The organism is Ruegeria sp. BF12 (assembly GCF_056538705.1).
Genome location: NZ_JBQFTP010000001.1, coordinates 130,654 through 152,976, shown reverse-complemented (window position 1 = coordinate 152,976; position 22,323 = coordinate 130,654). Strand labels below are relative to the sequence as shown.

Genomic DNA, 22,323 nt, shown 5'->3' with positions numbered 1-22,323 from the left:
GGGCAGACGGTGGCAACCCGAGCACAGAGCGGGCTGATCCTATCGATTGATCGGTGGCGGAAATCCCGAAAACTGCGCAATATTAGCACGTTGGGGCTGGTTCTTTTGGGGCCGGTCTTGGCGCTGGCGACCTATCTGGTCATCGGCCCCTTCGATCTGGGCTCGGCAGCGCCCACTCTGCGGCTGATTCTGCTGGCCGATCTGGTCTATGTTCTGGTCGTTGCCGCACTGGTGCTGGGACAGGTAGGCAGCCTGATAGCGGCACGCCGTGCAAAATCCGCCGGGTCGCGTCTGCACCTGCGTTTGATCGGGGCGTTTACCTTACTTGCACTGGTGCCGACTGTGACCGTTGCTATCTTTGCAGGTCTTACAGTGAATATCGGCCTCGAGGGCTGGTTCTCGGACCGGGTCCGTCAGGTGGTCGGTTCATCCTTGTCCGCCGCCGAAGCCTATGAGCAGGAGCACCGCAGGGGTTTGACACAGGATGCCATCGTTCTGTCGCGGTTCCTCGACAACGCGCGGTCGCTTGACTTCTACATCTCAGATGCTGAACTGCGTGAGGTTCTGGCGCAGGGCCAGTCGCAGATTCAACGGGGTCTGCGTGAGGCCTATGTCATTGATGGCAGTGGTGAAATCAAATCCCGTGGTGATCGGTCTTATCTTTTCAACTACGAGGCGCCGACGCCGGAACAGATCGTTGAGGCCACCGACAATGGTCTGTTGATCATCGCCGATTGGCAAAACAACGAATTTCGCGCGCTGGTGCCGCTGCAAGCGTATTTGGACCGCTATCTATACGTCAGCCGCGATGTGGACGGTGAGTTATTGACGCTGCTGGACGACACCAAGGAAACGGTTCAGTTCTACCAACAGCTAGAAAGCGAGAGAGGCCGGGTTCTGTTCGAGTTCGGGCTTTTGTATCTGAGCTTTGCCGTTATCCTCATCCTTGCCGCGATGTCCTTGGGGATGTGGTTTGCCGAACGCCTGTCGCGCCCGGTCGGACGCCTGACCACGGCAGCGCAACGCGTCGGGGCTGGGGACCTGAGCGTGCAGGTCATCGAAGAGGCCAGCGACGACGAGATCGCTATGTTAGGCCGTTATTTCAATCAGATGACGCGACAACTTAAAGGACAACGCGACACTCTGTTGGAGAACACGCGTCAGATCGAACGCCGTCGTCGCCTGTTTGATTCGGTACTCAGCTCGGTAACGTCCGGTGTGGTCGGTGTGGATTCGGATGGATGCGTCACGTTCGTGAACCGGTCGGCCGAACGACTGCTGGACTGGTCGCGCGGCGAGGAACACTTGGCTATTGGCATTGCGGTGCCCGAGTTCTTGCCATTGTTCGAAAGCCTCAAGGCCAGCGGGCAAGAGGCGGTGCAGGGCGAGATCAAGGTGACTCGCAAGGGCCAGCTGGAAAACCTGCTGGTCCGAATGGCAATCCGGCGCGGCGAAGACGGTGGTTTGGAAGGCTACGTGGTGGCCTTCGATGACGTGACCGATCTGGTCAGCGCGCAGCGCATGGCCGCTTGGGGCGATGTTGCCCGGCGCATTGCGCATGAGATCAAGAACCCTCTGACGCCCATCCAGCTCAGCGCTGAACGGATCAAACGGAAATTCTCGCGCAAGCTGGACGAAGAAGATTGCGACAGCCTCGAGTCCATGACCGATGTGATCGTCCGGCAGACCAACGACCTGCGACGGATCGTGGACGAATTCTCAAAATTCGCGCGAATGCCGGAACCTGATCGACGTGAGGAGAATATTGTCGAGCTGGTGCGCGAAGCGGTCCTGCTGCAACAGGCCGGACAACCAGATGTTCAAATCGATGCGACCCTGCCGGAGCAGTCGGTTCTGGCGGATGTGGACGCGACGATGTTGAACCAGGCATTGACGAACCTGATCAAGAACGCGGGTGAGGCCATTGAAACGCTTAAACAAAAAGGCCCACCGGAAAACCTGAAGCCACAGATAAAAGTGGCGCTAACCAATGATGAAGCGGGAACGGTAATAACTATTGCGGACAATGGCATAGGCTTGCCCGAAGATCGGGCGCGACTGTTTGAACCGTATGTCACGACTCGCGACGAGGGCACGGGTCTGGGCCTGCCCATCGTCAAGAAGATCATAGAAGAACATGGCGGCGCGCTGACTTTGGAAGACGCGCCCGTATTCGACGGACAGGACCATTTCGGTGCGATGGCCGTAATCCGTTTGCCGGGGGGCAATATTTCCCAGACCGCAGCGCCACAAAAGCAGGCAATTCATACTAACAAACTGAAAGCAGGCCAAAGATGAGCGACATTCTGATCGTAGATGACGAACGCGATATTCGCGAACTGGTGTCCGACATTCTGGAGGACGAAGGCTATTCAACCCGGCTGGCGGCAAACTCGGACGAGTGCATGTCGTCGATCAATTCCGAGCCACCGGGTCTTTTGATCCTTGATATCTGGCTCAAGGACAGCCGCATGGACGGGATCGATATCCTGAAGGCGGTGAAACGCGACAATCCGGATGTGCCGGTGGTGATAATTTCCGGGCACGGGAACATCGAAATCGCGGTCGCAGCCATCAAGCAGGGGGCTTACGACTTTATCGAAAAGCCTTTCAACATTGACCAGTTGATGGTTGTGATCCGTCGCGCCATGGAAACCTCGCGCTTGCGTCGCGAAAATGCCTCGCTGAAACGCCGCGAGGTTACAAACTCGGACATGATCGGCAAATCGGCCTCGTTCCGCGCGATGCAGAGTCATTTGGACAAGGTTACCAAGTCGAATGGTCGCGTGATGCTGAGCGGTCCGGCCGGGTCGGGCAAAGAGATCGCTGCCCGCTATATCCACGCACATTCCAATCGCGCCAATGCGCCATTTGTCACCGTAAACTGTGCCGGTATCGAGCCGGAGCGGGTTGAGGAAGTGCTGTTCGGGCGCGAGTCCACTGAGCGCGGAATCGAATCCGGTCTGCTGGAAGAAGCCCATGGCGGTGTGATCTACTTTGACGAGGTCGCAGATATGCCACTGGGTACCCAGTCCAAAATTCTGCGGGTTCTGGTCGACCAGCAATTCCAGCGGGTAGGGGGATCCGACAAGGTTCGCGTCGATCTGAGGGTGATTTCCTCGACAAACCGCGATCTGGAGGCTGAGATCGAAGCCGACCGGTTCCGGGAGGAGCTGTACCACCGTCTGAATGTCGTCCCGATTGCCGTTCCGTCGCTGGAAGACCGGCGCGAGGATATTCCGGTTCTGGCGCAGCATTTCATTGAAATGTGCAATGAATCTCAAGGGTTGCCGGTTCGGGATATGTCTGAGGAAGCCGTCGCTTTGCTGCAGACCATGACATGGCCGGGTAACGTGCGTCAGTTGAAAAACCTGATCGAGCGTGTCCTGATCCTCGGCGACGGGACTGGTCCGATCGAAGCCAGGGAATTGCCTGCCGAAGAGGAAAAAACCGATGAATCCGGTCGCGTGGTTCTGTCTGGTGCGCTGGCTACGCTGCCACTGCGCGAAGCCCGCGAGGCGTTCGAACGCGAATACCTGCTGACCCAGATCAACCGCTTTGGCGGCAATATCAGCCGGACCGCCAGTTTTGTCGGCATGGAGCGCAGCGCGCTGCACCGTAAGCTGAAATCGCTGGGTGTTGTGACGTCGAACAAATCTGGTGCGCGTGTTGCGCAATTGGATGAACCGGAACCGGCGGAGTGATCCGCTGGGAGGCATGAATGGCAAAGCCAGCAGTCACGCTTCATATGACCTCAGCCGGTGCGGGGTACCCCGCGTTTGGCCCGCGTCTCAAACGGATGCGCAGGTCGGTCGGGTACAAACAATCCGTGCTTGCCGAATTGTTGCGGGTTGACCAGACGACGATTTCCAGATGGGAGAACGGTGTTCAGATTCCAGAGCCGGCCATACAGGCTGCGGTTTTCTCGGCACTTGGTTCCACCAGACGAGATGACAGCGCGCTCAAGCGGCTGGTGGCGAACTCGAACGAGTGCGTCCATCTGGTGGAAGAGGCCAGCCACAAGTGTCTGGCGTATTCGACCGGACGCGCAAAAGACTGGAAAACCAGCCAGAACTCACTGCTGGGCGTGTCTCTGTGGCAGTTTGCAACCGATGAAATCCGACAGGCAGAGGCGGAGTTGCAGGGTGAAGGCTGGTGGGATCTGCAGCACCCTGAACCCAAATCTTTCATAACTTCTGAGGCCCGGCATGATCAGATACGGATCAGCGCCGGTCAGATCATTTGGGAACGGCTGTATCTGTCTGATGGGACGCCGGTTCGGTTGGTCAGCGGGTCGCGGGACAGCCGCGCATAATTTATGCGTGTCCACAGATAAAGGCGGCCTGTAGAACGGCCTCATGACACAGCCTGTTCGCGTTTTCATTCAAGTTTTAATACTCTGGCTAGCCGGGTTGGGTGCCGCCACGCAGTTTGCCAAGATTGCGGTGCCCTTCGCCGATGTCGGGTTGCTCTATCCTGAATATGCGGGCTCTATCGGATGGATGTTGTCGATCATCAGCCTGATCGGCGCGGTGTTCGGGGCCGTGTCTGGTGCGGTCACGGGGCGGGTAGGCCCCGTCAGGCTATTGATTTTTGGCCTGTTACTTGGCGGCGCAATTTCGCTGTTCCAATCGACGATACCCGGCTTTTACGCGATGCTGACCAGCCGCGTGCTCGAAGGGGTGTCTCATCTCGCCATCGTCGTTGCGGCCCCGACGCTGATCGCACAGATCACTCATGGGAAAGCCCGAAATGCGGCGATGGTTCTGTGGAGCAGTTTCTTCGGAGTGGCCTTTGCCCTGAACGCGTGGATTGGCCTGCCTTTCGTGGATCAATTTGGCTTGCCCGGCTTTTTCGGATTGCATGGTGCACTGATGTTGGCGACCGCCGGGCTGATCATATTGATCCGGCTGCAAGTAGACATGGGGCAACCGGAAAGGATGCGATGGAGCCTGAAGTACTTTGCCGAGGTTCACCTGCAGACCTACCGCTCGACCTTTGTGGCCGCACCGGCGCTGGGGTGGTTCTTTTACACACTGACCTTTGTGTCGCTGCTGGCGATCCTGCCGGGTCAGTTACCTGAGGCGACGAGGGCCTCGATTGCTGGCCTCATGCCACTCGCGGGTATCGTGCTGTCGTGGCTGGTTGTTCCGCAGCTGTTGAACATTGTGTCCAGTGTCGTTGTCATCAACCTCGGGTTCGGGTTGGGCATCCTCACGATTTCGGCGCTGTTTTTCGGCGCTTCGCTGCCAGTTGTTTGCATCGCTCTTTTCGCGGTATTGGGATTGGTTCAGGGCGGCAGTTTCGCGGCGGTTCCGCAGCTAAATGCTTCGGCCGAGGCGCAGGCGCTGAGCTATGGCGCTATGGCGCAGATGGGTAATGGTGGAAACCTGTTGGGCACGCCGCTCTTGCTTGCAATCCTGTTGCGCACGGATGAGGCCGCAATGCTGGCTGTGGTCATAGGTATCTACGGCACCGCAATTGCATTTCACCTGTGGTTTGCGTCACGGCGCAGGCAAGCCAGATCTGTCTGAATTTGTCATGTTTGGCCGGGTGTAATGATCTGGAACGATCCGTCGTCGAATTTCACGTAGCAGGACTCGGTTCCCAACGGCGGTAGTGTCGTTGTCCGCGAAGGCGGTACCTGTGATTTAACGTTCTGCTTGCAGGGCGGCAGGCTAATGGGACGGAACCCTTTTCTGGCCATGCATTGAGCCTCGACCTGTTTGCGCAGACCGGCATTGACGTCGACAGTGTAAACCTGTCCGGGTTGCCACCAACCGGGCGACCGATGGCACCTGCCTTGGCTGTCGCAATAGGTGCGACCGGGCCAATATGTGGGCGGGCTCTGCCGTATCTGATTGGCGATCGGTACGTCTTTAACCGCCTGAACCTGACATTGTGTGGTCTCGGACTGCGCGCGCGAAACGCTTTCACCCTCGCGGTAGTACAGCGAAAGGGGGCCGGTGCAGGCGGATAGGAACATCACGGGAACGAGCAGGCGAAGTACTGATTTCATGGGCTTATCTTGCCTCAGTCTCGCAGGTATGACAATTCAATTGACCGCTATGGGGGCATCTGTCATTCAAAGATTTCAGGCAGAAGGGCCAAAAACATGAAGGTCATCATTTGCGGCGCCGGTCAGGTCGGCTGGCAGATCGCACGTCACTTGTCGGGCGAGCTGAATGACGTGACGGTAGTGGATAACAATCCCGATCTGGTGCGCCGGGCGACGGAAACGCTGGATGTGCAGGGGATTGCCGGGTTCGCCAGCTATCCTGACGTGCTGGAACGCGCTGGTGCGCGGGACGCTGATATGATCATCGCGGCGACCCATTCGGATGAGGTGAACATGGTCACCTGTCAGATGGCGCATTCGGTCTTTTCCATCCAGCGCAAGATCGCGCGGTTGCGGGCGAAATCGTATCTGCAGGCCATCCACTCGGACCTGTTTCGCCGCGACCACCTGCCCATCGATGTGGTGATCAGCCCCGAGCGTGAGGTCGCGGCCGCTGCCATGCGGCGCCTGTCGGCGCCGTCCGCCTTTGATACCGAGATGTTCATGGACGGGCAGGCGCAATTGCTGGGCATCCGCATCGAAGAGGACTGTCCCATCGTGAACACGCCGTTGCGGCAGCTGACGGACCTGTTTTCGACCCTCAGCTCAATCGTTGTCGGCGTTCGGCGCGATGGCACGTTGTTTGCGCCTGAATCCGAAGATCAGCTGTTTGTTGGCGATGAATGCTACGTCTTTACCAATGTCAAAGACGTGGACCGCACGATGGAGGTGTTCGGAAAAGCTCAAAAGAAACAGGACCGCGTGGTGATCGTTGGCGGCGGCAATGTCGGGCTGGAAGTGGCCCGGACGTTGGAAGAGCGCGAAAGTCGCGTGCGCGCCAAGGTTATTGAGCGTGATCGCCAATGCGCCGAATTAGCCGCCGAAACACTCGAGAGGACGATTGTTCTGAACGGGGACGGCCTGGACGCGGCCTTGTTGCGCGAGGCCGGGATCGAACGCGCTGACGCGATGCTGGCCGTTACCGATGACGACCGTGCCAACATGTTGGCCGCAGTGCGGGCAAAGGCCGAAGGCTGCGCGCTGGCGATTGCCCTGATCAATGACCCCAGCATGGTGGCCCTGATGGGCCCGTTGGGGATCGACGCTTATATCAACCCGCGCGCGACTACGGTCAGTTCGATCCTTCGCCATATCCGCCACGGGCGGGTACGGCAGGTTTACTCCATCGGCGATGCCGAGGCCGAGGTGATCGAGGCGGAGGTTCTGTCGACCTCTCCCATGGCGGGGCAGAAGCTACGGGACATTGATTTCCCCGAAGGCGTTTTGGTGGGCGCGGTTAGAAAAGGCGATGAACTTTTGCGCCCGACAGGCAGCCTGCGGATTGATGAAAAGGATGTGGTGGCGATTTTCGCCATGGCCAAGGACGTGCCAGAGGTCGAACGCCTGATGCAGGTTTCAATCGATTTCTTCTGATGGCGCGCGCTCGGACACAACAGATCAGACTGGTGCAGCGGTTACCGCTGTTTCTGTTGATCTCGGGTATCGTTGCATTGTCTATGTGGGTGCCGGCGATTTATGCGCTGGCGCTGGACGATCACGGTACGTCCCGATCGTTTTTCTACTCGGGTTTGTTGGGGCTGTTCATTGTGAGCAGCATCGCGCTGGCCTCGTCCAGCCGGGTTCCGCGCCGAGGAACCTTGGGGCAACTGGCCGTGCTGCTGGCTTGTTTCACCGTTTTGCCCCTGTTTCTTGCGATTCCCTTGCATGATGCCCTAGGCAACACGACCTACCTAAACGCGTATTTCGATATGGTCAGCGCCGTGACCACCACCGGCGCGGATCTGTTCCCGGATCCGGATCGTCTGACTGCACCTCTTCACCTGTGGCGGGCGCTGGTCGGTTGGATGGGTGGCCTGCTGATGTGGATTGCAGCGGCCGCCATTCTCGCCCCTTTGTCGCTGGGTGGGTTCGAGATTACGGCCCGCGGTCAGCCCGGACGCCCTGTTTCAGGCGTTGCACAAAGCGAAGCGGTCGACCCGCGCGGTCGGCTGATCCGGGTAACGCGCACTCTGACGCCCGTCTATTCCGGGCTGACGGCCGTCATATGGATTCTGCTTCTGGTCGCAGGAGAAGAGGGGCTGACCGCCGTGTGCCATGCGATGTCGACGATGGCCACGTCCGGTATTTCGCCGGTTGGGGGTCTGGAAGGGGCACAGGCGGGTATCACGGGCGAGGCGATCCTGTTTCTTTTCCTGTTCTTTGCCTTATCCCGTCTGACGTTTTCCACCGACACGGCAACAACAGGTTACTCCCGGCTGGATAAGGACCCGGAGTTCCGGATCGGTCTGATGATTGTCGGTTTCGTCGCTGCTCTGTTGTTTGCGCGGGTCTGGGCGGGTGTCCTTGAAATTGGCAATCAGCTGGAGCCGCTTCAGGCGCTTGGCGTGATCTGGGGGATGATCTTTACGGCCTTGTCCTTCCTGACCACGGTCGGTTTCGAAAGCGCGAATTGGAATGATGCGCAACAGCTGTCCGGCTTGGGGACTCCAGGATTGATCCTGATGGGCCTCGCGCTGATCGGAGGAGGCGTGGCCACCACGGCGGGCGGGGTGAAGCTGCTGCGTGTCTTTGCTTTGTATCTGAATGGCGCGCGCGAGATTGACCGACTGATCTATCCGTCATCCGTCAGTGGCATTGGTGGCGGCAATCGGCGTATTCAAAGCGATGGGGCTTTTATTGCCTGGATCTTCCTGATGATGTTTGCCCTTACGGCGGCGTTGTTCAATCTGCTGCTGGCGGCTATGGGGTCGGGGTTTGAACAAGCCATGGTTCTTAGCGTCGCGGCGCTCAGTACCACGGGACCGTTGATCGAACTGGCCACGGATGTTCCCATTCGACTGGTTGATTTACCGTGGGGGGCAAAGCTTACCATGTGCGCGGCGATGGTGATCGGGCGGCTGGAAACATTGGCGATCATTGCGTTGATTACTCCAACCCTCTGGCGAGACTGAGAATCCTCACCTTTGCTGACGCCTTATTTTTCATCTGGAATATCGGTTAACGACACTCCATACTCGGCCAGAGGGAGCGCGTTGGTCCGCAGCGCGTAGCAAGAACAATGGCGAGATTATAAAAATATGGCTTCGGACAGACAGAATCTGCAGGACGCGTTCCTGAACAATGTACGGAAAGCAAAGGTCCCGGTCACAATATTCCTGATCAACGGCGTGAAATTGCAGGGTGTAATCACCTGGTTCGACAATTTCTGCGTATTGTTGCGCCGCGACGGACAGTCGCAGCTGGTCTACAAACATGCGATTTCGACGATCATGCCGTCGCAGCCGATCAGCCTGTATGAGGGCGAAGACGCCTCTTGATGGAACATGACAGGACGCGCACCCGGGCTTGGGTGCTGCATCCGGAAATCAAATCAGATGAACAGCGCCGTGTTCCCGAACCGGCGCTGGAAGAAGCGGTGGCGCTGGCTGCCGCTTTGCCCGATCTGGATGTGATCGGGTCCGAAATCGTGCGTCTTCAGCGCGCCCAGCCGGGTCTTTTGTTCGGCAGTGGCAAGATCGAAGAGCTTGGCGCGCGATTCAAGGAAAACGAAATCGAACTGGTGCTGATCGATGGACCAGTAACGCCGGTACAGCAGCGCAACCTCGAGAAGGCTTGGAAGGTCAAGATCCTTGACCGAACCGGCTTGATCCTCGAGATTTTCAGCGATCGCGCCCGCACCCGCGAAGGCGTGCTTCAGGTCGAGATGGCTGCGCTTAGCTATCAGCGCACCCGCCTGGTCCGGGCCTGGACTCACTTGGAACGTCAGCGCGGCGGCTTGGGTTTTGTAGGTGGTCCGGGTGAAACCCAGATCGAGGCCGACCGCCGCGCCATCGATGATCAATTGGTGCGCTTGCGCCGCCAGTTGCAGAAGGTAATCAAAACCCGAACGTTGCACCGCGCTGCACGGGCCAAGGTACCGTATCCGATTGTGGCGCTGGTGGGCTATACGAACGCCGGGAAGTCGACGCTGTTCAACCGCCTGACCGGGGCGGAAGTGATGGCCAAGGACATGTTGTTCGCCACGCTCGATCCGACCATGCGGCGGGTCGAACTGCCTGATGGGCCAGAGTTGATCCTGTCGGACACAGTGGGCTTTATTTCGAACTTGCCAACGGAACTGGTCGCGGCGTTCCGCGCCACGCTCGAAGAAGTTCTGGGCGCAGACATCGTCGTGCACGTTCGCGATATCAGCCACGAAGAAACCGACGAACAGGCGCAGGATGTTGAGGCGATCCTGACCTCGCTTGGTGTGGACGAGGAACGGCCACGCCTTGAGGTCTGGAACAAGATTGACCTGCTGAGCGAGGACGAACGCGAGGCCGCATTTGCGCGGGCTGATCGCGATCCGTCGATCTTTGCCATTTCCGCGGTCACCGGCGAGGGGATCGAGCCGTTGCTGGCCGAGATCGCGGTCAAGCTGCAGGGCGTTCGGCACCAATCAGTACTGACGCTGGGATTTGCCGAAGGCGACAAACGCGCATGGTTGTTCCGTCAGGATGTCGTTCGATCCGAAGAACAGACGGAAACCGGGTTCGAAATCACCGTCTTGTGGACCGACAAGCAGGCGGCGCAGTTCAACGCACTTTGATCGGACCGCGAGGCGCAATGTCAGAGGCACGGGTTTTCCTGAAAGGCCACATAGCGGTACCTGCCGATCGACTCGCGCAGGTACGCGCTGCATTGCCTGAACATATTGCCCTGACATGCGCTGAACCCGGTTGCCTTTCATTCGAAGTTGAGGAAGACGCGGCCGTCCCGGGCCGGTTCAACGTCAGAGAAGTCTTTGAAAGCCAAGCGGCTTTTGATGCGCACCAAAGTCGAACCAAAGCATCTGCCTGGTTCGAAGTGACCAAGGGTATCCCCCGCGACTACGCGATCACAACCGAATAACTTGATTTCAGATTAATGACCGTCAATCTGACGCTGATAATCTTCGGCGTCGAACCAGCCTAGCGAAGACTGGATTTTGTTTTCGGCCGTTAGCTCCCATTCTTCCCAGCCACGGGTAACCACATGGTTGCCGGTCTTGGAATGGTGTCCTTCCAGTGTCCAGACAAAGATGGCGTGCGTTCCGGCCCACCGGAGCATATCGCAACGGACTTCAAGGTCCGGGAAGTCGGCGTAAAAACCGCGAACCATTTCCGCTACGGCGGCCCGCCCGACGATCGGTTCGCCCCGGTTGATGGTGATCTGCCCATCGGGTGCAAAAAAACTGGCAACCGCTTCAGGGTCGCCCGAACTCCAGGCGATTGCGTAATCGCGCGCGAGATTGTTCATCATGTCCCGAATACTGGCCATCTGTACCCCCGGTTCCAAATAGTCGGCCAACGGATCGTAGGCGAAAACACCCGCGCGCGTCCACGGCGGGCAAGAAAAGGGGCAAAGTCCTGCCGAAACGATAGAATTCAGCGCGGGATCAGGTTTGTCACACCAACTGCTGCCGCACGGGCCAGGTCCAGGTCCAGCGACATCGGGATATACTCACCCCGCCGCCAAAGCTGCGCCTGATCGTCGTAGTAGCGCGACAGGAAGTGGCCGGACTGACCGGTTGCCGTGATGAAGACCGAGCTGTTGGGATCGGCAAAATCATATACGCCGCGATAACCGGCCCCGTGCACGTTTTGGAACGGGTCGGGACCTTCGCCCGATGTGCGTCCGCGTAGCAGGGTATTATCACCACCGCTGGTGGACTGGCGGATGTTGACGAAGAACCGCAGAACCGGAACCGATCCCAGAACCTGGTGATCATGTGTGGCCTGATGGGCGTCGCCCCAGCGCAGGGATTCCAAAGCGCCGCCGTATTTCTCGGTGATCCAGATCAGCGCGTCGTCCAGCGCCAGCCGCGCCATATCAGTGCAGGTCTCCACGGGTGCGCTCTGGCGGACGTCGCACCAGACGGATGCGCCATCGATGTCGCGGTACACACGCTCAATAAACAGCGGTTCGACGTGCTTGTATTCGGTGGCCAGAGGTCCCAACTCGTCCGAGATCAGCCGGTTCTGCAGCGCGCGCAGCCATGCGGCGTAGATCAGTGGCTCGGGGAGGTGTTCGTTCATTTCACCGTTCCACTCAGCCAGCAGGGACAGCGCGATCTGACGTTGGCGTTCCGGGGTGCCTTCGGGAGCCGATGCCTCGGTAAACCACAAGTCCGCGCCGATCAGTGGAAGCAACGAGCGCGCGGTAAAGCTGACGGTATCAAGCTGCGCCTCGATAAAGCTGTCGCGGGTGTGTACCTCACGCGATTGCATCAGACGTTCCCACCGATTGATGCGCTGGGTGTCGCCCCATTCGTACGAGACATGTTCCGGGAAGGGCCGGTCGATGATCTTGTTGTTTGTGTTGCCCAGAATGCCACCTGCGGGGGCAACAAATTCGGGGTTGTCCGCATAAGGTAAGCGTCCTTGCCAGAGGTTTTCCGCCAACCAACCCGGTGTAGGGATGCGACCGCGGCTTTGGTTGCGGATGTCACGCTTGGGCATCGCGCCGATCAGCTTCATGCCGATGGTGTCCTTGTCAACCAGCGACAGGTTTTGCGAGGGCGCAATGAATTGTTCAGCCACATCAATGGCTTCGCGCACGTTGTCCGAATTCATCAGTGCCATCGACGCCGTCATGGATGTGTCACGGGGGCTGAGCGCTGTCCACGACAGGGACGCGACGTGGCCGGGTGGGGTGATCGTTTCCAGATCATAGTGACTGCCGGGTAGGACAGGCCCGTTTTCGGTCCAACGCAGGGTCAGGGTGATGGGCGCCTCATCCTTGATTTCGATGATCGACGGGCGGGAGCGGAATTGTTTATAACCGTCGGGTGACAGGTATTCTTCAGGGTTTTCCGGGTTCAACTGCTCGATATGGACATCCTGATCGTCCAGATAAGAGGAGGTCAGCCCCCAGCCCAGCCGGTCACTACGGCCTGTCATGACTGCCGGAATGCCGGGAATGGTCGCTCCGATGACCCCGCCTTTGGCCAGCTCCAGACGAGCCAGATACCAAACGCCGGGTGCAGTCAGGCCAAGATGCGGATCATTGGCCAGCAACGTGCCGCCAATTGCCGAGCGTGAAGGGGCGGCGGACCACGCGTTAGATGCCCCGGCCAGACCGCGCTTGGGAAATGGCGACAGGGGAGAGACGGGCATCGGGGTGCCTTCGGCATAGCGGGGCAGGCCGGGAAACAGCGCCGCGTATTCCGGCAATGCTGCGATCCCCGGGCCTGGTACATCCGGCAGGATATCGGCCAACCGTTCGGGATCGTTCAGCATCAGGGACGTGCGGGCGCGCAACACCTCGTCTTTCAGATGGCCAGACAGCTGAAGGCTCATCAGTTTGATGACCGCAATGCTGTCGCCGGGTTGCCATGGCGAAACCGGCGCGTTGAACAGGAACATCTCGGGCGCACCGCGTCCCAACGCGTTTTCGTTGATCTCATCCAGACGCGCATTGACGCCCGCAGAATAGGCCCGCAGCGCGGCCTTGGTGTAGTCGTCCTGCACCTCGACCGAGCGATGGGCGAGGCCATAAAGGTCAAAACGGCGCAGCAGTTTGTCGATGGCGACGGTGCGCTTGCCGAACACCTCAGAGAGGCGACCCTGTGCCGTGCGGCGCATCACAGTCATCTGCCACAGGCGGTCCTGCGCGTGGGCGTAACCAAGGCCAAAGAACACGTCGGGGTCGTTTTCGGCCAGAATGTGGGGGACATTGGCAGTGTCGCGCACGATTTCGACAGGTGCGCTCAGACCGTTGACTTCGACGTCCTGGTCATAGTCCGGCAAGGACTGGCTGGCGAGGAAATAGACAAGGCTCACAGCCGCCACAGCCAACAGGATCAGACCCGTTGCAATCCGAACCAGCCAGCGAAAGACAAGACCCATGAACGCCCCACGTTTTCGTACGAAAATTATGTGCTGAACACTACTTGAAGGTCCTGCGGACCGAAAGAGGAACGCCGCGCGAACGTCGAGTTATCATGTTCAAATGAAAAGCCCTGCCACAATTTCCAAGACTGTGGCAGGGCTTACCGGAGGGGGGGGGCGTGGTATCCGAGTATCAGGGAATGATGCGTGTGTACTTGGTGCCTTCGACGGTGGCACCGAATTTAAGACCGGCTTGCCCGAAAACGGCGGCCAGTACGGGTTTGCGCAATTGGTTGGTGTCGGTTGAGATTGACTCGCCGGTGGCGTCGACGACATAGCCGATATCCGCCCCCGCGGTCCAACCGCTGGAGCGGCGGAAGTCATCCAATGCGTCCTGCGTCATGAAGAACAGAACATGTGCATATTGCTGCGCGCCGATCTGCAGGCCTGCGCTGCCGGACACGGCCGAGTAGTAGTCGACCGTTGCGCCATTGATGCGCAGCGCACCCTGGCCATAGGCACCGCCAAAGATGAACCCGGCCTCGGTGATCAGCGGCATCACCAGCATGCCGTCAGATTTGTTGGCGATCTCGACGGTGTTTGGGTATTTTGTGAACATTTCGTTCAAAGTCACGTTCACGCGGGCATCAATCTGGGCCGCGTTCGAACTTCCTACGCCGTTGCCGCAGGCTGCGGTCACTGTCAGTCCGGCCATGCCAAGCGCAAAGCCACGACGGTTCAGTCGGGGAGAGTTGGAACTGCTCATGTTTTTTTCTCTGTATTAACTGCCTGAAGTGTCGGGTGTTCCCGATCTTGTGTGCAAGAATACGCCGATTGCGCCCGTGTGTCACGGGAAAGCTGGTCCGCCAGCTTTCACAATCGGCGAAAAATTGCGACCGTCCCGTGTTTTAGCCCTGAAGGATGCGTGCGACCTGAGGTGCAAAATAGGTCAGGATGCCGTCACATCCGGCACGCTTGAAGGCCAGCAAACTTTCCAGCATGACCTTCTCTCCATCGATCCATCCGTTCTGGGCTGCGGCCTGAATCATCGCGTATTCGCCGGACACCTGATAGGCATAGGTGGGCGCTCCGAACGTGTCCTTCACGCGGCGGCAGATATCCAGATAAGGCATGCCCGGCTTGATCATCACCATGTCCGCGCCTTCGGTCAGATCCCGTTCGATCAGGCGCAGGGCCTCGTTCGAATTGGCCGGGTCCATCTGATAGGTTTTTTTGTCCCCGGTCAGCGCGCCCGACGCGCCCACCGCATCGCGGAAGGGGCCATAGAAGGCGCTGGCATATTTGGCCGCGTAGCTCAGGATCATGACGTTTGTATGCCCGGCCGTCTCAAGAGCGCTGCGCATGGCACCGATGCGACCGTCCATCATGTCCGACGGACCGATAATGTCGGCACCGGCTTCGGCTTGCGCCAGTGTCATTTTGACGAGGGCGTCGACCGTCTGGTCGTTCACGATCTCGCCGTCCACAACATACCCGTCATGGCCGTTGATGTTGTACGGATCCAGCGCGACATCCGTCATAATTGCGATATCAGGTGCTGCTGTCTTGATTGCCCGAATGGCGCGGTTCGACAGGTTGTCAGGGTTCCAAGCCTCGGCGCAATCTTCAGTTTTCAAAGTCGGGTCGGTGTATGGAAAAATGCAGATCGCGGGGATACCCAGCGCCTGTGCCTCGACCGCTGCCTTCGCGATCAGGTCAACCGAGCGGCGCACCACACCGGGCATTGAGGGAACGGGTTCTTCGATACCCTCACCGTCGCGCACAAAAACCGGCCAGATCAGGTCGTCCGTGGTCAGGGTGTTTTCGCGCACCAGCCCTCGGATCGCGTCGGATTGGCGCGCTCTGCGAAATCGGGCCAGAGGATAGGGGGCGATGGTCGGTTTCATGTCGCGCTCTCCTTGAATATTTGCGCATTGGGTGGCATGAATTCCCGGTGGTCTCAAGGGTAACAATGGACGCGCCTGTGCGAAGAAGGCCCCAAGGACAGTGAACAAAGGGCTGACGCGTGGATTTGCAATCTTCGATCTTCGAACTCATCGACATGCGCAGCTTTTCGAATCTGTGGTATTGGATCGTGCTGGCGGTGCTTTGGTCGACAGCCAGCCATTGGGCGATGGGGGTTCCGTATGATCTGGTCGTGCGCGCACGTCGGGTTGGCGGACAGTCCGAACAGGACCTGCTGGATATCGTACGGATAAACCGTAACCGGTTGCTTTACATCGTGGATGTGTCCGGGCTGGTCATCCTTGCGCTGAGCTGCTTCATATTCACCGGGCTCGCGACGCTTGGGTTCTACTACGGTGTCGAATTTGCGCAGGCGGTGTTTTTACTGCTTTTCCCCGTGTGCATCGTTACGCTTATCAATATACGTGCCGCGCGTAAGCTGCAGCAGAGCAACCAGAGGTTGGAGTTTGTGACGAAGACGCTCACCCGGTGCCGCATATACACGCAGATTATTGGCATGATCTCAATTTTGATTACGTCACTTTGGGGTATGTATCAGAACGTCTCAATCGGCGTTCTCGGGGGATAAAAATCGGAAAGGCAAGGCGATGACGGCTCCGAACCATGTGACGGTTGGCGGCGCTCCCGAAGGGTTTGACGCGCAGCTTGTTCTGAACGAGATCGCGCGCTCCAGCGGGCCGGTCTGTCACGTCGCGCACGACGACAAGCGGATGGAAGCCATGCGGGCGGCGCTGGCCTTTTTTGCACCGGATATGCCGGTGTTCGTCTTTCCGGGTTGGGACTGCTTACCATATGACCGGGTCTCGCCCAACGCAGATATCGCTGCAGCGCGTGTGGCGACTCTGGCGGCGCTGATTCACCAGATGCCCGACCGGTTTGTCCTGCTGACCACGCTGAATGCCGCAACCCAGCGGGTGCCGGCGCGCGAAATTCTGCGCGAGGCCGCCTTTACCGCCCGCGTAAATCAACGCGTGGATGAAACCGCGCTGCGGAATTTCCTTGTGCGGATGGGGTTCACCCAAAGTCCGACAGTGATGGAGCCGGGCGATTACGCCATCCGCGGCGGGATCATCGACATTTTCCCACCGGGCGAATCCGGCCCGGTCCGGCTGGACCTGTTCGGCGATGTTCTCGATGGCGCCCGCCGGTTTGATCCGGTTTCCCAGCGCACGACCGAGAAGCTGGACGTCGTGGAACTGGCGCCGGTCTCGGAAGTCATTCTGGACGATGCCGCCATTACCCGCTTTCGCCAGAACTACCGTATCGAGTTTGGCGCGGCCGGTACCGACGATCCGCTTTATGAGGCCGTCAGTGCAGGCCGCAAGCATCAGGGCATCGAACACTGGCTGCCGTTCTTCCACGAAAAGCTCGAGACGCTGTTTGACTATCTGCCCGGCGCAACGGTTTCGCTGGATGATCAGGTGACGCCCGCGCGGCTGGCGCGGTGGGACACGATTGCCGATCAGTACGAAACGCGTCGGTTGGCGCTGGAAAATCGCTCTCGCATGGACACCGTCTATAAGCCTACACCGCCGGGGCTGTTGTATCTGGACGATGCTGCGTGGGATCAGGCGGTCGGCAAGCGCCGTGTCATGCAATTCAGCCCGCTGCCACAGGCCAGTGGCCCCGGTGTGATCGACGCGGGTGGCCGGATTGGTCGCAATTTCGCACCGGAGCGGCAACAGGAAAGCATCAGCTTGTTTGGTGCGCTGGCAAGCCATATCACAGACAAGATGGCCAAAGGGCCAGTCCTGATCGCGTCCTATTCCGAAGGCGCCCGCGAACGGTTGACCGGGTTGATTGAGGACGAAGGCCTGGCCGAAGCCATCCCCGTCACCGACGGCACACGGATCGGCAAACGCGGTCTGCATCTGGCGGTCTGGGCGCTGGAGCATGGGTTTGAAACACCCGGCCTGACGGTCATTGCCGAGCAGGATGTGCTGGGCGACCGATTGATCCGACAGCCCAAGAAACGCCGCAAGGCCGAAAACTTTCTTACCGAGACCCAATCGCTTTCCCCGGGCGATCTAGTGGTGCATGTGGACCACGGGATCGGTCGCTACATGGGGATGGAGGTCGTGACTGCCGCCGGTGCCGCGCATGAATGCCTGCTGTTGGAATATGCGGAACAGGCCAAGCTATACCTGCCGGTTGAGAATATCGAACTGCTGTCGAAATACGGCCATGACGAAGGGCTGCTGGACCGTCTCGGCGGCGGTGCATGGCAGGCGAAGAAGGCCAAGCTGAAAGAGCGCATTCGCGAGATGGCGGACAAGCTGATCCGCATCGCGGCCGAGCGTGCCTTGCGCAAAGCTCCGGTCATGGATCCGCCGCCACATGCATGGGAAGAATTCAGCGCACGCTTCCCCTATCAGGAAACTGACGACCAACTGCGCGCGATCTCCGAGGTGATGGAGGACATGCATTCCGGTGCACCAATGGATCGACTGATCTGCGGCGATGTAGGGTTCGGCAAGACCGAGGTCGCCATGCGGGCGGCTTTTGTGGCTGCGATGTCCGGCGTGCAGGTCGCCGTGATCGCGCCGACTACGCTGTTGGCCCGTCAACACGCGGCTTCGTTCAAGGAACGGTTCCGGGGTTTCCCACTCGAAGTACGGCAGTTGTCGCGCTTCGTCTCCGCGAAAGAGGCGCAACAGACCCGCGATGGATTGGCACGCGGGACGGTCGATATCGTGATCGGCACCCATGCTCTGCTGGCCAAAGGCATCCGGTTCAACAATCTCGGCCTGTTGATCATCGACGAGGAGCAGCATTTCGGCGTCGGTCACAAGGAGCGTCTGAAGCAACTACGCAGCGATGTCCACGTGCTGACCCTGACCGCCACGCCGATCCCGCGCACGCTGCAGCTGTCTTTGACCGGTGTGAGAGACCTATCGATCATCGGCACGCCGCCCATCGATCGTCTGGCGATCCGGACCTATGTCAGCGAATTCGACGCGGTCACCATTCGCGAGGCTCTGCTGCGCGAGCATTATCGCGGCGGGCAGAGTTTCTATGTGGTGCCGCGCATCTCGGATCTGCCCGAAATCGAGGAATTCCTGAAGGACCAACTGCCGGAACTCACCTATATGGTCGCACATGGGCAGATGGCGGCGGGTGAGCTCGATGACCGGATGAACGCCTTCTACGATGGTAAATACGATGTGTTGCTGGCAACGACGATTGTGGAAAGCGGGTTGGATATTCCCACTGCCAACACGATGGTTGTGCATCGCGCGGATATGTTCGGCCTCGCGCAGCTCTACCAAATCCGGGGCCGGGTCGGGCGGTCCAAAACCCGTGCCTATGCCTATTTGACCACGAAGCCGCGTCAGAAACTGACGGCCACGGCCGAGAAACGCCTGCGGGTTCTGGGATCGTTGGATACGCTGGGCGCTGGTTTCACGCTGGCCTCGCAGGATCTGGATATTCGCGGCGCGGGCAACCTGCTGGGTGAGGAACAGTCCGGCCAGATGCGCGACGTGGGCTACGAACTCTACCAGTCAATGCTGGAAGAGGCGATCGCCAAGATCAAAGCCGGTGAGATGGAAGGGCTGTCGGACGCTGACGATCAATGGGCGCCCCAGATCAACCTGGGCGTGCCGGTCCTGATCCCCGAGGATTACGTGCCCGATCTGGACGTGCGTCTGGGCCTCTATCGTCGCCTGTCGTCGCTGTCGACCAAGGTGGAACTTGAAGGCTTTGCGGCTGAGTTGATTGACCGGTTCGGGACGCTGCCGAAAGAGGTGAACACCCTGATGCTGGTGGTGCGCATCAAGGCGATGTGCAAACGTGCGGGCATTGCCAAGCTGGACGGCGGGCCGAAAGGGGCAACGATCCAGTTTCACAACGACAAATTCGCCTCGCCACAAGGACTGGTCGAGTTCATCCAGAACCAGCGTGGGCTGGCTAAGGTCAAGGACAACAAGATCGTCGTCCGGCGCGACTGGAAGAAGGACAGCGACAAGATCAAAGGCGCGTTCGCCATTGCGCGCGATCTGGCCGAGAAGGTTATGGCCGAGAAGAAGAAAAAGGCGAAGGCCTAGTCGCCGCTGACAAAGGTGCACAGTTGCCATTCACCCGCGTCGGATTTCGCGAACGCGGCACGGTGGCCGGACATGGGCCATAGAAAGTCGCTGTGCATGTAACCCCGCGTGCCATCCGTTAGAATTACGCGCTGGTATTTATTGGCTTCCGAGTAATCCGGGATGATGACGACTTCATGGCTGATCAGGGCAAGCTTTGGCGCATTGCGCCCTGCCGCTTGGCGCAGTGTTACATCCTTTCCGGTCACATAAAAGGCCATGTAGGGGTCCAATGAGGCGGGCAGGGTGATCTGCCACTGATGGGGCATCCAGAACTCGCCGCCTTCATCAAAATAGCCGGGCTGGGACAGGGTGTTTTCCAGATCGCTCCAATAGTTTTCACGGATTTCGTCCGCACGATGGCGGTCCTGTTCCGGCAGGCTTTCCGGATCGGGGTCAAGGTTCGCGCGTAACTCTAACGGGCCGCCATTGCCGCCGTGGCTGAGGTAGACGTCCGGGCAGGCATCAGCGATGACGCCTTCGGTATCCCGCGCGGCGACTTTGGCCAGAAACGCTTCGCGAAAGGCCGCAAGCGTTGGATCGCGGTCCGCCTGATCGACGGGAGGAAACGACTGCCGCTCGGCCAGTGCCGGGCCGCAGGCCAACACGCAAAGTAGCGCGACGCGGGTCATTCGGCCGCCCTCATAGCGGCTTGAGCACAGAAACAGGAGGCTCCGACAGCGCGGTCCGCACGAGCCAGTGCCAGATCGAGGCGCTGTTTGATCTGCTTGATTTCAACGGTTTCGCCGCGCGCCTTCAGGCAATCATGCAGCCCCTTTAGGCTCCAGACATTGTCGGGGTGGATCGAGGCGCGGCTGAGGGTTCCCCCCAGACCCAGATCCTCGCGATACACCGCCTCTGCCTCGGCTACATGCCCTTGTTCGAACAGCAATGCCCCAAGCGCATGACGCGTGGGTTGCATCCAGCCCCAGGGCTCGTCGTAAGGCAGTGTGTCGTCCAGTTCGACGGAGCGGCGCAAATGGGTGTAAGCGACGTCATAGTTGCCTTTGCGGTATTCGATTTCGCCTCGCAGCATTTCACGGGCGATTTCCAGCAGATCAACCACCCGGTTGTTGTGCAGCAGCCGGGTTTCGGGCACCCGGTCCTTGGCGGCGATAAACAGTTGCTCCTCTGCCTCAGCCTCGGCGACCTGACCGGTCGCGGCATATGCGACTGCGCGGGCGTAATGGGTGGTCGCCGTGACCGTGCGATAGAGATTCTGGTCTTCGGGCAGCGGCAAGGCTTTCGCCTCTTCCCACCGACCAAAGCGGATCAGGATATGAGGCCCCATCGACATATAGCTTTCGAAGAAATCCGCCATGGGCGGGCTTTCGATGCGCAGCATTTCCTCGGGCGTGGTGTCCCAGATGCCCTGATTGGCGCGTAGTGCGGGTTCCATCTGTCCCAGAAACAACGCGCCATAGATGGCAAAGTGATAATTGTGCTGGCGATAGCCAGTGTAGATGTTGAACGCGCCCTCACGCTCATAATATTTCAGATCGGCCTCGGTGGCCTTTTCATTCCAATAGACGACGTTGTGATAGTGTCCGCACAATACGTCGATATGCGTCGGCATATGCACCAGATGCCCCGCGTCCGGAACCAAGGTGCGCAGGACATCCCCAGCCTTCAGCGCCTTTTCTGGCGTCGGCGACATTTCCATCAGGTGAACGTAAAGATGCAGCAGGCCCGGGTGTGACATGGCTCCCGGATCGTTGGCCATGGCGTCTTCCAGCGCTCTTTGCGCTTCAAGCGTCGCGGCGCCTTCTGCGGGCTGCCCGGATTTCAGGTCCCACATCTGCCAAGGGGTCAGGTTCAGAAGGGCTTCGACATATATGGTGCGCAGGTCGAGTTGATCCGGCAGTTCAGCAAAAGCCGCGCGCATCGCGTCGGCGAAGTCGTGGTCCCAGCTGGGCATATCTTCGATAGGATCGCGCTGAGGATATCGCGCGGGAAGGGCGCGGATCAGCGCTTGTTCCACCGCAGTACTGCCGTCTGCTAAAGCCAGAGCATTCTGTGTGGCATCATAGGCCAGAGCCAACGCCTTTCTCTGACCGCGGTCGTCCAGCAATTTCCAGGGCAAGTTGTAATTCGGCCCGGCTGCATAAGCCACGCCCCAGTGGGCCATCGCGCAATCCGGGTCGAATTCGAGCGCGCGCTGAAAGCACACGACCGCTTCGTCGTGGTTATACCCGTAGGTCCAGTTCAGCCCCTGGTCGAACCACAGCTGTGCGTCTGAGGAAGCTGTTGTGACAGGGCAGGAATAGACGCCCAGATCGTAATATTCGCTCATTGAAAATCTCCCCTCGGATTGAGGGGAGGT

18 protein-coding genes are annotated in these 22,323 nt (G+C 59.1%); 11 read left to right on the top strand and 7 right to left on the bottom strand.

The window, feature by feature from the left end:
• The first annotated feature begins 9 nt into the window (after window positions 1–9).
• The 4 genes from ACR0J0_RS00735 to ACR0J0_RS00720 are packed head-to-tail and all read left to right on the top strand — an operon-like array spanning window position 10 to window position 5,534.
• Entirely contained in the window at window positions 10–2,298 is a 2,289-nt protein-coding gene (locus ACR0J0_RS00735; RefSeq protein WP_480660494.1) for a sensor histidine kinase NtrY-like, read from the top strand.
• The gene (gene ntrX, locus ACR0J0_RS00730) at window positions 2,295–3,704 is read left to right on the top strand and encodes a nitrogen assimilation response regulator NtrX (protein ID WP_480660492.1); all 1,410 of its coding nucleotides are present in this window, start codon (window positions 2,295–2,297) and stop codon (window positions 3,702–3,704) included. Before ACR0J0_RS00735 ends, ntrX begins: the two co-directional genes overlap by 4 nt.
• Before the next feature lie 17 nt (window positions 3,705–3,721).
• Entirely contained in the window at window positions 3,722–4,315 is a 594-nt protein-coding gene (locus tag ACR0J0_RS00725; protein ID WP_480660490.1) for a helix-turn-helix domain-containing protein, read from the top strand.
• Between the two features lie 43 nt (window positions 4,316–4,358).
• Complete coding sequence (locus ACR0J0_RS00720) at window positions 4,359–5,534, top strand: MFS transporter (protein WP_480660488.1); 1,176 nt, start codon at window positions 4,359–4,361, stop codon at window positions 5,532–5,534.
• A 5-nt stretch (window positions 5,535–5,539) separates the two neighbouring features.
• Here the strand turns inward: ACR0J0_RS00720 and ACR0J0_RS00715 are convergent, their stop codons facing one another.
• A complete protein-coding gene (locus ACR0J0_RS00715) occupies window positions 5,540–6,019 on the bottom strand; it encodes a hypothetical protein (protein ID WP_480660486.1) in 480 nt (159 codons plus the stop codon).
• Window positions 6,020–6,115: 96 nt separating this feature from the next.
• On the opposite strand from ACR0J0_RS00715, the gene trkA reads away from it, so the two are divergent.
• The 5 genes from trkA to ACR0J0_RS00690 all read left to right on the top strand — a co-directional run bounded on the left by trkA (window position 6,116) and on the right by ACR0J0_RS00690 (window position 10,969).
• Window positions 6,116–7,492, top strand: a complete 1,377-nt coding sequence (gene trkA, locus ACR0J0_RS00710) for a Trk system potassium transporter TrkA (protein WP_480660484.1) — start codon at window positions 6,116–6,118, stop codon at window positions 7,490–7,492.
• Entirely contained in the window at window positions 7,492–9,030 is a 1,539-nt protein-coding gene (locus ACR0J0_RS00705) for a TrkH family potassium uptake protein (protein ID WP_480660482.1), read from the top strand. The genes trkA and ACR0J0_RS00705 overlap by 1 nt, the downstream gene beginning before the upstream one ends.
• Before the next feature lie 126 nt (window positions 9,031–9,156).
• Complete coding sequence (hfq, locus tag ACR0J0_RS00700) at window positions 9,157–9,396, top strand: RNA chaperone Hfq (RefSeq protein WP_010440340.1); 240 nt, start codon at window positions 9,157–9,159, stop codon at window positions 9,394–9,396.
• Window positions 9,396–10,667: a GTPase HflX gene (gene hflX, locus ACR0J0_RS00695; RefSeq protein ID WP_480660480.1), complete on the top strand. Its 1,272-nt coding sequence runs from the start codon at window positions 9,396–9,398 to the stop codon at window positions 10,665–10,667. The genes hfq and hflX overlap by 1 nt, the downstream gene beginning before the upstream one ends.
• A 17-nt stretch (window positions 10,668–10,684) precedes the next feature.
• Window positions 10,685–10,969: a putative quinol monooxygenase gene (locus tag ACR0J0_RS00690; protein WP_480660478.1), complete on the top strand. Its 285-nt coding sequence runs from the start codon at window positions 10,685–10,687 to the stop codon at window positions 10,967–10,969.
• Window positions 10,970–10,981: 12 nt separating this feature from the next.
• Here the strand turns inward: ACR0J0_RS00690 and ACR0J0_RS00685 are convergent, their stop codons facing one another.
• From ACR0J0_RS00685 to hemB, 4 genes are all read right to left on the bottom strand, one after another.
• A complete protein-coding gene (locus ACR0J0_RS00685) occupies window positions 10,982–11,377 on the bottom strand; it encodes an ester cyclase (protein ID WP_480660476.1) in 396 nt (131 codons plus the stop codon).
• A 107-nt stretch (window positions 11,378–11,484) separates the two neighbouring features.
• Window positions 11,485–13,947, bottom strand: a complete 2,463-nt coding sequence (locus tag ACR0J0_RS00680; RefSeq protein WP_480660474.1) for a penicillin acylase family protein — start codon at window positions 13,945–13,947, stop codon at window positions 11,485–11,487.
• Window positions 13,948–14,122: 175 nt separating this feature from the next.
• Window positions 14,123–14,695 (bottom strand): lipid-binding SYLF domain-containing protein, encoded by a 573-nt coding sequence (locus ACR0J0_RS00675; protein ID WP_480660472.1) that lies wholly within the window; start codon window positions 14,693–14,695, stop codon window positions 14,123–14,125.
• Window positions 14,696–14,837: 142 nt separating this feature from the next.
• Window positions 14,838–15,836, bottom strand: coding sequence for a porphobilinogen synthase (gene hemB, locus ACR0J0_RS00670; RefSeq protein ID WP_480660470.1), 999 nt, complete (start codon window positions 15,834–15,836; stop codon window positions 14,838–14,840).
• A 119-nt stretch (window positions 15,837–15,955) separates the two neighbouring features.
• Here hemB and ACR0J0_RS00665 point away from each other — a divergent pair, with 119 nt between their 5' ends.
• A complete protein-coding gene (locus ACR0J0_RS00665; protein ID WP_480660468.1) occupies window positions 15,956–16,483 on the top strand; it encodes a component of SufBCD complex in 528 nt (175 codons plus the stop codon).
• 19 nt (window positions 16,484–16,502) lie between these two features.
• A complete protein-coding gene (mfd, locus tag ACR0J0_RS00660) occupies window positions 16,503–19,961 on the top strand; it encodes a transcription-repair coupling factor (protein WP_480660466.1) in 3,459 nt (1,152 codons plus the stop codon).
• Here the strand turns inward: mfd and ACR0J0_RS00655 are convergent.
• A complete protein-coding gene (locus tag ACR0J0_RS00655) occupies window positions 19,958–20,632 on the bottom strand; it encodes an SH3 domain-containing protein (RefSeq protein WP_480660465.1) in 675 nt (224 codons plus the stop codon). The two genes, mfd and ACR0J0_RS00655, sit on opposite strands and share 4 nt — an antisense overlap.
• The gene (locus ACR0J0_RS00650) at window positions 20,629–22,293 is read right to left on the bottom strand and encodes a tetratricopeptide repeat protein (protein WP_480660463.1); all 1,665 of its coding nucleotides are present in this window, start codon (window positions 22,291–22,293) and stop codon (window positions 20,629–20,631) included. The genes ACR0J0_RS00655 and ACR0J0_RS00650 overlap by 4 nt, the downstream gene beginning before the upstream one ends.
• Window positions 22,294–22,323: the final 30 nt, after the last annotated feature.